Origin of the sequence: Acaryochloris thomasi RCC1774 (genome assembly GCF_003231495.1) — a bacterium.
Classification (GTDB): domain Bacteria; phylum Cyanobacteriota; class Cyanobacteriia; order Thermosynechococcales; family Thermosynechococcaceae; genus RCC1774.
The window spans coordinates 83,074-97,793 of the sequence record NZ_PQWO01000017.1; the positions used below are offsets into that span (position 1 = coordinate 83,074).

The following is a 14,720-nucleotide window of genomic DNA, read 5'->3' on the forward strand; positions in this document are numbered from 1 at the left end:
ATCTATTTTATACAAGTGATGCTTACAGAAAAATTGCGCATTGCTGAGATCTCGCTGTGGATCAATTTTATTGTTTTGAATTGAATTGATTACTCAGGAGGATTGAAGTAAAAATTTAGCTTGATCCTGACAAGCAAAACATACGAAGACATAGCGGTTCTGTTGCATTAACTTTTCAGGGCACAAGAATGGAAGCTTCCCCCTGATTTTTTAAACAGCAACCCCAAAGATCTCGGAAATGAAGTGATTCTGAGACCGGAGATATCCTTTCTCAATGCCGACGATCTGCCCCTTCCGAATCGCATTCATTGTCTCGTATCCTCGGATCGTTCGCTTGGCGCTCCAGAAGTTCTGAAAGCCCAGTCCTGCCTTGACTTTATGTTTTATGAATCGGTGGTCCTGTTCCAAAATATTGTTCATGTACTTCACCGGACGGTGTTCCGTCGCTTCAGATAACTCACCTGACTGTTGGAGAGCCTCAATTGCGCCAGGATAGACGGCGTACTTATCCGTATTGATGACTCTGGGCATCTGCTCTACATGCTCTCGCTGTAAGACCTTACGCAGAAAGCGTTTAGCGGCGTTGGTGTCCCGCCTTGCCATGAGCAAAAAGTCGAGCATGAAACCCGATGAATCAATTGCTCTCCAGAGGTAATAGGACCGTCCCTGGATATCGATGTATGTTTCATCGATTCTCCATGAGTCATGGGTGGGGCACAAGTGACGGCGGGCGACACCGCTCATTTAACTCTGGGCTATATCGCTGCACCCACCTGTAAATACTGAAACGGTTGACGTAGATCCCTCGCTCACTGAGCATGTCAACAACATCTTGATAGCTCAAGCGATAGCGAAGATACCAGCGTACAGCCATCAAGATGATGAAGGATGGAAAGCGGCGTCGTTTGAAAGGTTGATCAACTGGCATTGCTGGAAAGCTGGAACCGCAAGAATCTCAACCTACCATCTCAGGTCACAGTTAACGCAACAGAACCGTTTGCCTCCATCCAACTCTGCCGTGGAAGTTTTGTTCTGACCGGGATGGCATCTCAGCCATAAGTTAGCCATAAGTTAGCCTTTCTCAGCCCTGAACGTAGCCATCTGTTGGGTCTAATGGGATTAAAGAGTTCAATACATATTTTGAGTTACTACCATGAATATGAAACTACTTGGTTCTTCGCTTATTACAGCGTCTTTGCTTATGGGAACCGTGCTCAATGAAGGAGCGTTGGCAGGCTCACACATAAAAATATTCCGCTCCCGCCACCATAAAGTCTTCCACCCTCACCACCGTAAAGTCTTCCGCGTGCATCACCATCGTTCTCGTTCTTGCAGAGCGAATCATAATCGTCGCAACTATATAGTAACGATTGCAAATCAGACTAGTAAGCAACAGATCTATTGGATTGATGGAAACAAATACCAGTTATCACCAGGAGGTCAATACACCCACAACAAGATCATTGGAGGTGATAGCAGATGCAGAAAAGGCAGTATTGCATTACCTCTACTCGAGTTTGATAAATATGCAAATGATAAACAATTTACTTCAAAGGTAGTCAGACTCAATGGCAGAACAAGTTACTACTATTTTGATGGGGTTTCAAATACTATATCTCTGAAAAAGGGATAAGGGTTTTTGCACCATTCTTATTTTGTTTTCATTACAGTTTCTGCGTTGGGATATCGGCGGTTATGTTCTCACTGCCGATATCCGCTACCAGTTGTCACGTTAGGTAACAAATAAAAAACAATGCCCACTTTCTATCTTCTATGAGTTGAGTAACTTATCAAGCTTGGTCAGTACAGCTTTAATTTCTCGTTTCTTTTTAGGGTTCTCCCAGACAGTAGAATGTCGGTTCTGTTGCATTAACTTTTCAGGGCACAAGAATGGAAGCTTCCCCCTGATTTTTTAAACAGCAACCCCAAAGATCTCGGAAATGAAGTGATTCTGAGACCGGATATCTCCTTTCTCAATGCCGACGATCTGCCCCTTCCGAATCGCATTCATTGTCTCGTATCCTCGTATCGTTCGCTTGGCGCTCCAGAAGTTCTGAAAGCCCAGTCCTGCCTTGACTTTATGTTTTATGAATCGGTGGTCCTGTTCCAAAATATTGTTCATGTACTTCACCGGACGGTGTTCCGTTTAGTAGTACCATTGCAAGGTCTCTCCAGAATCGAATGATTATTCGGGCTTACTGCGAGATGTAAGTCTAAGAAAAATCTATTTACTAAGTGTATATTCCAAAGAAGGAGAGCTATCTGCTTCAAAGAATATGGAGCTAGGATCTGAATGCAGGATTCTATTCGAATACTCAGCTATTTGGCTTTTGATCAAGGCGAGTGGCCTGCTCAATAGCTGCAATTTCTTCAGCACGGCGAGCATAGGGCTGCAGACTCTCTAAATCCCAGCCGGTGAGAATGCTGAGATTTTCTAGACTCATGCCCCGCAGCAGCATATCGATACACCAAGTTTGTTGGGTTTGGGCAAGAATCGGTGATCCTTCGGGTGTGGTGATGCTGTCGGTCCAGAGTTGCCAGCGGGTTTTGATGTTTGCAATCGCAACTGGTTGATCTAATTCATTCAAAAACAAATGAGGCTGCTTGTCTTTGCGACTTTTGAGCCATTTAGTCAGAGGGTTCGCCGTATATGACCCGTAGCGATTGCCCATGATCCACTGGTTCACGGGGACCTGTCGAGTCCCAACCTGGAGGAGATGCTGATGGCTATCGCAGATTTGTTGCGATCGCATCAACCCCACAACATCTTTTGCCGCAACCCCAGCCCCAAACAAAACATAGGCCAACGCATAGTCCTGCAGACTTACCTTCTTCGCCTGCCGCAAAATTTGATGGACTAGAGAAGCCGACAAATCTGCAACGCTAGCTTCGGCCACGGGTGCTTCTGACACCCGCGAGAGCGCTGATGATGGAGACACTTCCGCTCCCTGCAAAAGCTGTACTACATGATCGAGAAATGCGTCTCGGCTCTCCCAAAGCTGATGGAACTCGCTCGTGAACTCAATTACCGCATAGCCCAGCAGCATTCCGTTAAGCAGCCCCGCCAACTTCTCCGCCGGAAGCCGTGCCTGAAAGTCACCTCGGTTAATACCCTGCTGCAGATATTGAGCCACATAACGATTGGCCTCCGTTAGCCCTTGCCCTAACGCCCGCCGATGCTCCTCCGGATACTGATCCGCCTCCCCCACCAGCGACCGAATCAGCTTCGGCACCCGCTCCAGCGCATGCAAGTAAACACTTGCATACTGCCTTAATCCCTGCCCCGCACTGCCGGTCGAGCTACCTTGCACCAGAGATTCCCCCAGGGCTTTCAAAGCAGCAGACTCTTCTAACACCGCCAGCAAGAGGCCATGCTTATTGCCAAACTGCCGGAAAAGCGTCACCTCGTTCACGTCCGCTGCTTCAGCAATCTGACGCGTCGTCGTTCCATTCACTCCCTGAGCCATAAATAACTCTAAGGCAGACTTAATCAGACGTTGACGGGTTGATCGGGAAGCCATAAGCCAGAAATGCAAGTAACACTTGCAGAATCAAATTAAACTTGTTAGCATTGGGCTATGCAAGTAACACTTGCTTTCTTACTGTAGCGGTCAAGCGACGAAAAATCGAGGTTGCTTTGGCGCTCTTAACCCCTGGCTTGAATAGAGTCGGCGATTTATTCTTAGGATTGGTTATGACAGCACAAACTTTGGGTACTGCCCCTGGCAGCGATTTGCCTGCGCTTAATTGGACGAATGTGGGCTTCTTTGCCGCTTTCCATGCGGTCGCACTGCTGGCTCCCCTTTACTTCTCTTGGTCGGCGCTTGGCGTTGCCGTTCTCTTGCACTGGCTATTTGGCGGTATTGGGATTTGTCTGGGCTATCACCGGCTGCTCAGCCACCGAAGTTTTCAAGTACCAAAGTGGTTGGAATATGCGATCGCACTTCTAGGCGCAATGGCAATCCAAGGCAGTCCAACCTTTTGGGTCGGTGGTCATCGTCAGCATCACGCCCACACCGAAGACGTCATTAAAGACCCCTACTCAGCCGAGCGAGGCTTCTGGTGGAGCCATATTCTCTGGGTTCTCTACCCCAAAAAAGATTTTTTTGACCCGCAACAGTACCGAAAGCTGGCGCCCGATCTCGCGAAACAGCCCTTTTATCGTTTCTTGGATCATGCTTTTCTGCTGCTTCAGCTTCCCTTAGCAGCCTTGCTGTATGCCTTTGGCGGCTGGTCCTTTGTGATTTATGGCATCTTCGTTCGCTCTGTCCTGCTGTGGCACTCTACCTGGTTTGTGAACTCTGCCACCCATATGTTTGGGTATCGTACCTTTGAAGGCTCTGACGATGATGCTCGAAATCTTTGGTGGGTATCGCTTTTGACCTATGGTGAAGGCTGGCATAACAACCACCATGCCTATCCCCATGTGGCTAAGTCAGGCTTTCGCTGGTGGGAGGTTGATGTGACCTGGTGGGCGATCTCAGTCTTGAAATCTGTGGGATTAGCAAAGAAGGTGACACTGTATCCAGCTAAAGCCCACAACCAAAGTTCCTAAACCCCATACAGACAAAAGTTTTGAAGAATTTTTGAGATTACCCTATTCACCGTGAGGTCGTGAGTATATAATCGATAAGCATTCTTCGCTGGTGTAGCTCAGTTGGTAGAGCAGCTGATTTGTAATCAGCCGGTCGCATGTTCGAGTCATGTCACCAGCTTCTCAATCAAAAAGCCCTGTACAACCTGTACAGGGCTTTTTTCGGTTTGCTCTCAGTAATTCTCCTCAACCGTTGAAGATCGGCACGTTACTGAAATCATGCATCTTCGTTGAGCAACCGTTGAAAGGTCTCTATAGATTCAACGATGACTGCTTGCTTGAAGATGGTCTGGAGCGGGTTTGCTAGGCTGCGGCATCAAGTTGTTCGATATTCGTGAACCGGAATTCCTGGGCCTGCACTTGTCCCTCTGAGTCTGTTTCAATCAGACGGCGAGACAAGACAAAATAATTCCCGACCTGCTGGTACTCATCTTCAAAGACACTCTTACCGCCCTTCTGCTCGCCCGATTTAGGATCGTGGTAAACCGAGTCATAACGATGAGACAGATATCCTTCTCCCGTGTCATGACTACTAAAGGTATGAATCGTCACTACAACACCATGAATGTGACGGTGCACCATTGTCACTTCGTTGTCCTTGAGTTCATATTTATCACCTTCAGCTTTGCCACCCATTAAAATCTCCACGGCTCCGTCGGCTTTTGTCTCTCCAAACGAAAAAGAGTTCTTCCCGTGAGTTTCGTCAAAGGTGCGGCGGACCCGGTGAATGGACATTTCAAATAGTTGACCGTGAATCGCTTTCTTGGCGTCCTCATCTTCAACCCCAAGCACCTCTAGCTTCAGGTCTGCGCCGACACGCGCCTGTCCTTTAATTTCTTGGTCACCAGCTTTATAGGTCACATCAGCTGTATAACCAGGGAATCCTTTGTCCCAGGTGTAACGATTCTCGTAAGCAGCACGGAACAATTCTTGAGCGCTTAATGTACTGGCTATCATAATTCTCTCCTATTGATCTGAACGCTTATGAACACAAATTCCTAGATGAACGATGCACGCATGAAGTTGGCAACTGCGCTAACGTCACGCTTATGAAAGGGTGACATCAGATCATCGAGTTGAGGACATTGGCGTATTGTTATCTTACTCAAGGGTGAGGGCTTAAGACAGCTTGGGGTTGTGGGCCGTTCCGACATCGCTCACTTTCCTCATACCAGTACATTCGCTGATTCGACATTTCAAACCGCGAAGAATCGGTATTGCTTTGAACTGAGAGACAGTAGATAAATTGTTTCACTCTAAGCTGACAACAGCTTAAAATGGGGGAAATTACACCCAGGCTATGCATGGCTGCCCTCCCGAACTACCGCCCCCAGCAACTTTCCCTTGGTCCTCTAGAAGAAGAAATTTTCACGATTGTCTGGGAACTAGGTCCGGCCACTGTAAAGGCCGTCCACGACAAGATTCTGACACAGCCCAACCGAGAATTGGCCTACACCTCTGTCACGACAGTTCTCAACCGGCTCACTAAGAAAGGGTGGCTCGCCTGCGATAAACACAACCGCAGCTTCACCTGGAAAGCCCTTTTATCGCCTGCACAGGCGCAGTCCCTGTGGGCACACAAGCATCTGCAGCAGTTTCTAGCCGTAGGAAATGCCGATGTGGTGGCCACCTTCGCCGATAGCCTCGATCAGGCTAGTGTGGAACAGATAGATGCGATCGCAAAAAAAATCAAAGACGCTCGCAAGGCACGGGAGGACTGACCCATGCATGTACTCCTGATCCTCAGTGCCCTAGTTCTAGCCTACGGATTACGACTCAATTGGCCACTTGCCGCAGTCGATACACATCAATGGCAGCAGGCCCTAGTTCGCTTTTTAGTGCCGCCCCTGCTGCTCTTGATGACCGCAATCTCCATCCTGCTGATGGGACCGCAGGGCCAAATGATCTGGGGCCATACAGGTTGGACCAGTACGCTACTGGCCGCTAGCTTTTTGGTCATTCTATTAATTGCAGGCCTACGTTACACCCACCGAGCTTGGCAAACACTGCATCAGCTCAACCACTATCCCTGTATAAAACTCCACAATCAAACGGGACGCTACCTCAATACCTCCACCCCCTTCATCGCCCGAATGGGCTTTTGGAAATCTGAGCTAGTGTTTAGCCAAGGATTGCTCGATACCTTCACACCAGAACAAATTGCCGCCATTCTGGTTCACGAACAGGCTCACCAGCACTATCGAGATACCTTTTGGTTTTTTTGGCTGGGATGGATTCATCAGTGGACACGATGGCTACCTGAAGCTGAAGCCATCTGGCAAGAATTATTGATTTTGCGGGAGCTACGGGCTGACCGATGGGCCGCACAGCGAGTTGACGGTCTCTTGCTAGCAGAATCGCTGATGCTCATGGTGCAGTCGCCGCTATGGTCTGATGCCCTCTGTGCCTCCTTTAGCCCCGCCGCACCTCAAAGTCGCATCGAAGAGCGCATCGATGCACTGTTAGCAGCTCCAGAAGAAACCGCAGGCCCCAGTGCTAGGTCGTGGAGCTGGATCCTGTTAGCATTATTGCCGCTTTTAACTGTGCCCTTTCACCACTGAAGAGATTGATCTTCAAAGAATAACGCCCCAATGAACTTACTCATCCAGCGCCAGACTGATTTTAATCTCAGCAGTCGCAACGCCTGGGATGTCTTTGCCGACCACCGCGATCGCGTCACCTCACAACTCATGCAGGGAGTAGATGGCTCTCGTTTATGCATTTTGGGCGCCGGGAACTGTAATGACTTGGATTTGCAAACACTCGTTCAATTTCACCGTGAAGTTCACCTCGTTGACATTGATACAAACGCATTAGACCAAGGTGTTGTAAGACAGAACCTTGCGAACCACTCTCGTATTCATGTTCACGGCGATATTGATTTAACAGGAATGCTAGATCAAATAGCCAACTGGTCTTCAGATACCCATGTTTCAGAGACCGATATTGCAGCCTTTTTAGATCACCCCATTCATAGCCTAAAAAGGATTCCTGGTCCTTTCGATGTTGTTGCTTCCACCTGCATTCTGAGTCAGTTGATCAAAACTGTCGTTGATGCTGTCGGAGAGGAGCATCAACGATTTCTAGCGTTAATTCAAGCCATTCGGATGGGGCATCTGCGGCACCTGATGCAGCTAACAGTCTCAGGTGGCACTAGCTTACTGTTTACAGATGTCGTCTCTTCAACCTCCTATCCAGGATTGGCATCAGTGCCGACACACAATCTCAGCCAAGTATTGAGTCAACTGATTAAAGACGGCAATTTCTTCCACGGGGTCAACCCAGCAGTGTTAATGAATCTCTTTCGCCAAGATCCTGAGTTGAGCGAGCAAGTTACCACGATAGAACCGATTGGTCCCTGGCTCTGGGATCTTGGTCCTCGCAGCTATGCCGTCGTTGCATTGAAGCTCAAGAGAAGGTGAGACACATTTCAGTTTAGTTGCAGCCCGCTAAGAGATTGACTCACAACGAAAATTCATCAAATTTAAGGGCGGGCGCATCTGGCTTCTGAGTATCAAAGCGATAGCTGCTGACGGTACCCGTTCCCGTATCGAGAATGGTGAAGACGGTGATGCTGTTACTAGCGATATAGGGTAGCGGTTGACCGGTCAGACCTTTCAGCGGAGCGATTGTCGGTACAACTGGCTCCAAACCGTTGGGGTTCCCCGTCGCCGCGTAGTTCTCTTGATAGGTAGCAGGGACAATACGGCTATGGTCTCTGACAGCAGCGCCATAGGAGTTGCCGACATTTGACGTTTCTAAATAGTGAGTTCCGGTCTGGCTCACAAAGCGATTCCATAAATGACAGTGGCCGTAGAGGGCAAGCTGCACACCCGCTTCTTCGAGCAGCGGCAAAATATCATGCATCAGATAATCTGCGTCCTGCGGATACTCGTAGCGAACCCTTCGAACTTGACCTGCCGCATCTCGATCAATCACCGGCACCGGATCTGTGTAGGCAGGCACGACATTTCCACCCAGTGAATGCACCGGATGATGCCACATGGCAACTTTATACTTGGCCTTCTGAAAGGCTTCACTTTTTAACTCTGTCTGCAGCCACTGATATTGAGGGCTGTTCGGCGCGATGGATTCAAAAATATGCTGACCGTGGCCCCACTGGTCTGGGTGTTGCAAATCTTGCTCTCTCTCCTGATACTTGCCTTTGGTCGAAGACGTGAGGGCCGGAGACCGAAAGACATTGGCAACGTAGAGAACAATCAGCCGCACATCCCCAAAGGTAACCGCGTAATACTTAGGGGCATCCACTGAGCCAAAGATTTCATCATAGGTAATTGTGTTGAAGCTCTGATCACGAAGCGAGTTTTGCTGCGCAGCGGCAGATACCGGAACCGGATCTTTGAACTGGGCATGTAAACTATGGTGCTCAGAGTAACGCCCCATGACCTCATGATTGCCTACCGCCGTAAAAATGGGCGCATTCTGAAGCAATTCTCCGCCACGATATGCGCCCCCCGCTCGCCCCTGAAGACAGCGAAACCACGCATTGCCCCGCGCATCGTCAAACCACTCAGACGCACGATCCGGCACATTCACAAGGTCTCCAGCATAAAAAACGGCATTCACTGGGCCAATCGTTTCCATAACCTTTTGGAGATTAGCTGCGACCATTGGCTTGAGCTGATGGTCAGAGGTCAGCAAGATCTTTAAGGCCGTCCCCATGGCAGGAGCAGGAGCCAGGGTAAATGAACGACTCTGAATAACGCCCCCATCCTCATGGATGCTTTCAACATAATAGAAATGCTTTTGGCCTGGAACTAACCCTGTGACAGTTGCTGCATGCCTCCAGACCAAACGCAGCTGGGGAGCCTCTGTCATCTGGAGTGTGGAGTCTAGACGGGACTGAGCGTCTTCACGCGCGCGCGTGAGCTGTGTCGTTGTTGCCCTCTGCTCTAGCCCTTCGCCATAGATGACTCGGTGTTTGATGCCTCGAAATTCAGTGAACCAGGCCACCGTAATTGAAGTGGATGTCGGCTGCAGGAGCCACGGATCAGTGAGGAGCTGAGGGGCCCGAAGTGGCGTCATCATGATGAAGTCCAATTTTTGAGGCGTTCAGTCAGGGTAAAATTCACAAGGCGCTGTCGAATGATAGGCGATAGCACCGATAACGTCATGCTCAACGTAACGCTGAATTCATCTCTATGTCTATTGCCTGGCAGTCGGTCAAAACCTACGAAGATATTCTCTACCACAAAGCAGATGGCATTGCGAAAATCACGATTAATCGGCCCCACAAACGCAATGCTTTCCGGCCCCAAACCGTCTTTGAAATGTATGCCGCTTTTACCGATGCCCGCGAAGACCCCAAGATTGGCGTTATTCTACTGACCGGAGCCGGTCCTCACACAGACGGCAAGTATGCTTTTTGCTCTGGGGGTGACCAAAGTGTGAGAGGTGAGGCTGGATACGTCGATGAATCAGGTGTTCCGCGCCTAAATGTTTTAGATTTGCAGCGCCTGATCCGGTCGATTCCTAAGGTCGTCATTGCGCTAGTGGCAGGCTATGCAATTGGAGGCGGTCACGTGCTTCATGTGATCTGCGATCTGACGATTGCGGCTGACAACGCTATTTTCGGCCAAACCGGTCCTAAAGTGGGAAGCTTTGATGGTGGATTCGGAGCTAGCTATCTTGCTCGACTCGTGGGGCAGAAGAAGGCCCGTGAAATCTGGTTCCTCTGCCGTCAGTATAGTGCCCAAGAGGCAATGGAGATGGGCTTAGTAAACTGCGTTGTCCCTATCGCTGAACTCGAAGCTGAAGGCGTACGCTGGGCTAATGAGATTCTAGATAAAAGTCCGCTGGCGATTCGCTGTCTCAAATCTGCCTTTAATGCAGACTGTGACGGTCAAGCAGGGCTACAAGAGTTGGCGGGCAATGCAACGATGCTGTACTACATGAATGAAGAAGGCAGTGAAGGCAAGTCTGCTTTTTTAGAGAAGCGCGATCCAAATTTTCGACAGTTCCCTTGGCGACCTTGAGGTATAGCGGTACACGTATTGATTAGGACATAAAGATGGCTGAAACCCATCTCTAAAGAAGGGCTGTGCTAAAGGAGGGCTGTCCTAACTCAGCCGGGTACTGCTATAACTGTGCTCCATTTATCTCATATTTCTTGAACTCTGATATTGCTGGCGAGAATGGCTCAGGTTCCGAGCTTCCGCTCCGCGAGATAGTAAAATGGCGTCATTTTGCATAGTCTTAAGTCTATGCTTTTGATAAAAAAGGTTGCCTTGAGTCTATTGCCGGTGGCGTTTATGATTTAAGACAGTTAACAATACTTGATTAATTAATGCTGCGAGGCAACAATATGACTTCGGGCTTTTTCTTTTCTTTTATCTATAGATTTTTTTCTATCTCACAAGTGAAACGGATAGTTTTGCCGACAGGGGTTCAGGTGCGCAATCCCCCTCTTTTGGTTCTCTATTCTTCTTGACGCCAGGGTATTGTTGAAGTCAGAGCGCTTCTAATCGAATTCTCTATTGATAGCTAGAACGATTGGGTGCTGCTCCCTTAACTCCGTCGTTTTTAATCATGCTTTATGCAACTGACTAATAAAATTCATTTTCGCAATTTACGCGGTGACATCTTTGGCGGTGCCACCGCAGCCGTTATTGCTCTGCCAATGGCTCTGGCCTTTGGTGTTGCCTCTGGTGCGGGTGCAGCGTCGGGTCTCTGGGGGGCCGTTATTGTTGGCTTCTTTGCCGCTCTGTTTGGGGGGACACCCACGCTGATCTCTGAACCCACTGGCCCGATGACGGTGGTGATGACAGCGGTAATTGCAAACCTAACGGCAGCAAATCCCGAGAACGGTTTGGCAATGGCCTTTACCGTTGTCATGATGGCCGGTGTGTTCCAGATCATTTTTGGATCGCTGCGGCTCGGTAGGTATGTCACGATGATGCCCTATACGGTGATTTCGGGCTTTATGTCCGGGATTGGCATCATTCTTGTGATTCTGCAGTTGGCTCCATTCTTAGGGCAGGCTAGCCCGAAAGGGGGCGTGATTGGCACCCTGCAGGCGATTCCTGAGCTGATCTCGAACATTCAGCTCGGGGAGACGGGGCTAGCTGTGATGACGGTTGCCATCATTTGGTTTATGCCATCAAAGTTCAAGCGCTTTGTACCACCTCAACTCGTTGCTCTAATTGTCGGTACCGTTATTGGGTTTGTGCTGTTCCCAGACGCAGAGGCGATTCGCCGAATTGGTGAAATTACCGCTGGCTTCCCTGCGCTCCAGCTCCCACGGTTTAGTGGCGACCAGCTTCAGCTTATGTTTGTTGATGCAGCGGTCTTAGGAATGCTGGGCTGTATTGATGCTCTACTCACATCAGTCGTTGCCGATAGTTTAACTCGCACTGAGCACGACTCTAATAAGGAGCTGATTGGTCAAGGCATTGGTAATATCATGTCTGGCTTGTTTGGCGGTATTGCTGGGGCCGGGGCTACGATGGGTACGGTGGTCAACATCCAGGCAGGAGGACGTTCAGCGTTATCAGGTCTAGTAAGAGCTGGCATGTTGCTCGTTGTGATTCTAGGTGCAGCAAAGTTAGCGGCCATGATTCCGCTCGCGGTCCTGGCGGGGATTGCCCTCAAGGTCGGTATTGACATTATTGACTGGGACTTTTTAAAGCGAGCCCATCAAATTTCCATAAAAGCGGCCCTGATCATGTATGGGGTCATTATCCTCACAGTTTTGGTGGACCTGATTACAGCAGTGGGTGTTGGCATTTTCGTTGCGAATGTTCTCACCATTGATCGGATGAGCGCATTACGCTCGGAGTCGGTCAAAGCGATTAGCGATGCTGACGATGCCGTTCGCCTAAATGCCAACGAGAAGCGCTGGTTAGATGAAGCCAACGGTCGGGTTCTATTATTCCAGTTGAGTGGCCCTATGATTTTCGGAGTCGCCAAGGCGATCTCGAGAGAACACCACGCCATTGGAGAGTGCGATGCGATTGTTTTTGACCTCAGTGAAGTGCCACACATGGGCGTGACCTCTTCTCTGGCGCTCGAAAACGCGGTGAAGGAAGCTGCCGAGAGCGATCGCACCGTCTACATCGTCGGTGCGGCGGGACAAACCAAGCGTCGCTTAGAGAAGATGAACGTCTTGAGCTTGATTCCTCCCCAGAATCTATACATGGATCGAGCAGAGGCATTAAAGGCCGCAGCGTCCGTAACCTTCTCAGCATCTAATCGCCCCTCACCTGGGCTAGATGTCTCACCGACCCTCTAGATCTGGTGGTTATCAGCAGGTATTGACTTCAGGGCTTAGAGCAATGCCTGCTAGACCCATCATTTTCCTAGCTTCGATTTCTATTGCTGACTAATCACTCCTCATCTAAGGTGTTCTACCATGCTATCGATGACTCGTTTGATGATTCCTGGCGAGGGGCCTCCGATGCCCTCTCTCCTTGCAACCACACCAGAGGCAGAGTATGCCCCCTTTGTCCTCACGGGCGTTTTGCTAACGCTCATTATCGTTTATCTGATGAGTAAGCTGGGGGGCGAACTCTCAAAACGTCTCGACCTGCCGCCTGTTCTAGGTGAACTTGTGGGGGGTGTGATCGTAGGCGTTTCTGCTCTACACCTAATTGTTTTCCCCGAGGCAGGAGCTGCAGCAACGGACTCTTTGTTGATGACGACGCTGCAGTGGCTGGGGGATCTAGATGCTGAAGCGGTCGCCCATATCTTTACAAGTCAGAGCGAAGTGATTTCCGTCTTGGCCGAGCTGGGCGTGATCGTGCTGCTGTTTGAAATCGGTCTAGAATCCGACCTGCGAGAGCTGGGCAAGGTGGGCTATCAGGCAGCCATTGTCGCGGTGGTGGGAGTGGTTGCTCCTTTCACGTTAGGAACAGTCGGACTGGTGGTGTTCTTTCACGTACCGATTATTCCAGCCATTTTTGCAGGCGCGGCTCTAACGGCAACCAGTATCGGCATTACGTCAAAAGTACTGTCAGAGTTGGGTCATCTGAAATCAACCGAAGGACAGATTATTGTCGGAGCCGCTGTCATTGATGACGTACTGGGCATTATCATTCTGGCGGTGGTGGCGAGCTTAGCCAAGACGGGTGAAGTGGATTTGGTCAATGTTGTGGTGCTGATCGTCAGCGCAACGGCCTTTTTGTTGGGTTCCATCTTGCTGGGTAAGTTTTTTAATCAGAGCTTTGTTGCGATCGCAGATAAACTCCAGACCCGAGGGGCTTTACTGGTTCCTGCATTTACCTTTGCCCTAGCGATGGCCTGCCTTGCCAGCGTCATTCACTTAGAGGCAATCTTGGGGGCCTTTGCTGCCGGTCTGGTACTAGACGAAACTGACAAACGCAAAGAACTCGATCAGCAGGTGATGCCTATTGCCGATATTTTAGTGCCTATCTTTTTTGTGACAGTTGGTGCCAAAGCCAACCTCGGCGTACTCAACCCCACCGTACCTGAGAACCGAGCAGGTTTGGTCATTGCGGCCTTTCTACTCGTCGTTGCCATCGTCGGGAAAGTCGTCACAGGCTGGACCATCTTTGGTAAGCCAGGCATCAATCGACTTGCCGTCGGCGTGGGCATGATTCCTCGGGGTGAAGTCGGTCTGGTCTTTGCAGGTATTGGGTCCGCCAGCGGTGCCTTAAGCGCTCCGCTGGAAGCCGCCATTATTGTGATGGTTATTCTGACGACTTTTCTGGCTCCCCCCCTGTTGCAGCTGTCTCTGAAAAATCAGGAGAGCATCACACCTGAAGAAAGTGATAGCGAAGAGGGTGAAAACGCTGCTGTGCCTGTAGTGAAGTGAACAGATCGAAAATATCTGGGGAGCTTAACGCCGCCGCAGTAGAGGTAATACGCTTCCCCCTTACTTTATTCAACTTTTTTTAATTAAGGAGGAATTACAACGTGGATTTTTTGTCTGATTTTTTGACGCTCTTTTTGGCGAAGTTGCAGTCCCCGACACTTGGCTTTCTGATTGGTGGCATGGTCGTTGCCGCCGTCAATAGCCGCCTGACCATTCCAGATCCGATTTATAAGTTCATCGTCTTCATGCTGCTGCTAAAAGTTGGCCTGAGCGGTGGTATTGCAATCCGCGAGGCCAATCTAGCAGAGATGCTGTTGCCCGCAGCGTTCGCCA

At 49.6% G+C, this 14,720-nt stretch carries 12 protein-coding genes, 1 tRNA gene and 2 pseudogenes; 10 read left to right on the forward strand and 5 right to left on the reverse strand.

Going from position 1 to position 14,720, the window contains the following annotated elements:
* Positions 1–210 precede the first annotated feature (210 nt).
* A pseudogene (locus C1752_RS21375) lies at positions 211–928 on the reverse strand (IS6 family transposase).
* A gap of 225 nt (positions 929–1,153) precedes the next feature.
* Here C1752_RS21375 and C1752_RS28105 point away from each other — a divergent pair.
* A complete protein-coding gene (locus tag C1752_RS28105; RefSeq protein ID WP_146242395.1) occupies positions 1,154–1,633 on the forward strand; it encodes a hypothetical protein in 480 nt (159 codons plus the stop codon).
* Between the two features lie 279 nt (positions 1,634–1,912).
* Here the strand turns inward: C1752_RS28105 and C1752_RS21380 are convergent.
* A pseudogene (locus tag C1752_RS21380) lies at positions 1,913–2,131 on the reverse strand (DDE-type integrase/transposase/recombinase); the annotation flags it as partial.
* Positions 2,132–2,315: 184 nt separating this feature from the next.
* Positions 2,316–3,521, reverse strand: a complete 1,206-nt coding sequence (locus C1752_RS21385) for a TetR/AcrR family transcriptional regulator (RefSeq protein WP_110988089.1) — start codon at positions 3,519–3,521, stop codon at positions 2,316–2,318.
* 173 nt (positions 3,522–3,694) lie between these two features.
* On the opposite strand from C1752_RS21385, the gene C1752_RS21390 reads away from it, so the two are divergent.
* Positions 3,695–4,555, forward strand: a complete 861-nt coding sequence (locus C1752_RS21390) for an acyl-CoA desaturase (RefSeq protein WP_110988102.1) — start codon at positions 3,695–3,697, stop codon at positions 4,553–4,555.
* An 87-nt stretch (positions 4,556–4,642) separates the two neighbouring features.
* Positions 4,643–4,715 (forward strand) — tRNA-Thr (locus C1752_RS21395).
* 182 nt (positions 4,716–4,897) lie between these two features.
* Here C1752_RS21395 and C1752_RS21405 read toward each other — a convergent pair.
* Positions 4,898–5,551 (reverse strand): DUF3386 domain-containing protein, encoded by a 654-nt coding sequence (locus C1752_RS21405; RefSeq protein WP_110988091.1) that lies wholly within the window; start codon positions 5,549–5,551, stop codon positions 4,898–4,900.
* Positions 5,552–5,898: 347 nt separating this feature from the next.
* On the opposite strand from C1752_RS21405, the gene C1752_RS21410 reads away from it, so the two are divergent.
* Genes C1752_RS21410 through C1752_RS21420 form a run of 3 tightly spaced genes read left to right on the forward strand, consistent with a single transcriptional unit; the run spans position 5,899 to position 8,016 of the window.
* Complete coding sequence (locus C1752_RS21410; RefSeq protein WP_110988092.1) at positions 5,899–6,315, forward strand: BlaI/MecI/CopY family transcriptional regulator; 417 nt, start codon at positions 5,899–5,901, stop codon at positions 6,313–6,315.
* Between the two features lie 3 nt (positions 6,316–6,318).
* A complete protein-coding gene (locus C1752_RS21415) occupies positions 6,319–7,155 on the forward strand; it encodes a M56 family metallopeptidase (protein WP_110988093.1) in 837 nt (278 codons plus the stop codon).
* A 30-nt stretch (positions 7,156–7,185) separates the two neighbouring features.
* Positions 7,186–8,016, forward strand: a complete 831-nt coding sequence (locus C1752_RS21420; protein WP_110988094.1) for a hypothetical protein — start codon at positions 7,186–7,188, stop codon at positions 8,014–8,016.
* Positions 8,017–8,056: 40 nt separating this feature from the next.
* On the opposite strand, the gene C1752_RS21425 is transcribed toward C1752_RS21420, so the two are convergent.
* Positions 8,057–9,640, reverse strand: a complete 1,584-nt coding sequence (locus C1752_RS21425; RefSeq protein WP_110988103.1) for a purple acid phosphatase family protein — start codon at positions 9,638–9,640, stop codon at positions 8,057–8,059.
* Positions 9,641–9,756: 116 nt separating this feature from the next.
* On the opposite strand from C1752_RS21425, the gene menB reads away from it, so the two are divergent.
* The 4 genes from menB to C1752_RS21445 form a co-directional block, all read left to right on the forward strand.
* Positions 9,757–10,590 (forward strand): 1,4-dihydroxy-2-naphthoyl-CoA synthase, encoded by an 834-nt coding sequence (gene menB / locus C1752_RS21430; RefSeq protein WP_110988095.1) that lies wholly within the window; start codon positions 9,757–9,759, stop codon positions 10,588–10,590.
* 560 nt (positions 10,591–11,150) lie between these two features.
* A complete protein-coding gene (bicA, locus tag C1752_RS21435) occupies positions 11,151–12,845 on the forward strand; it encodes a bicarbonate transporter BicA (protein ID WP_110988096.1) in 1,695 nt (564 codons plus the stop codon).
* 165 nt (positions 12,846–13,010) lie between these two features.
* Positions 13,011–14,387 (forward strand): cation:proton antiporter, encoded by a 1,377-nt coding sequence (locus tag C1752_RS21440; protein WP_233501797.1) that lies wholly within the window; start codon positions 13,011–13,013, stop codon positions 14,385–14,387.
* A gap of 101 nt (positions 14,388–14,488) precedes the next feature.
* On the forward strand, positions 14,489–14,720 hold a 232-nt coding region (locus C1752_RS21445), incomplete at its 3' end, for a sodium-dependent bicarbonate transport family permease (RefSeq protein ID WP_199464474.1).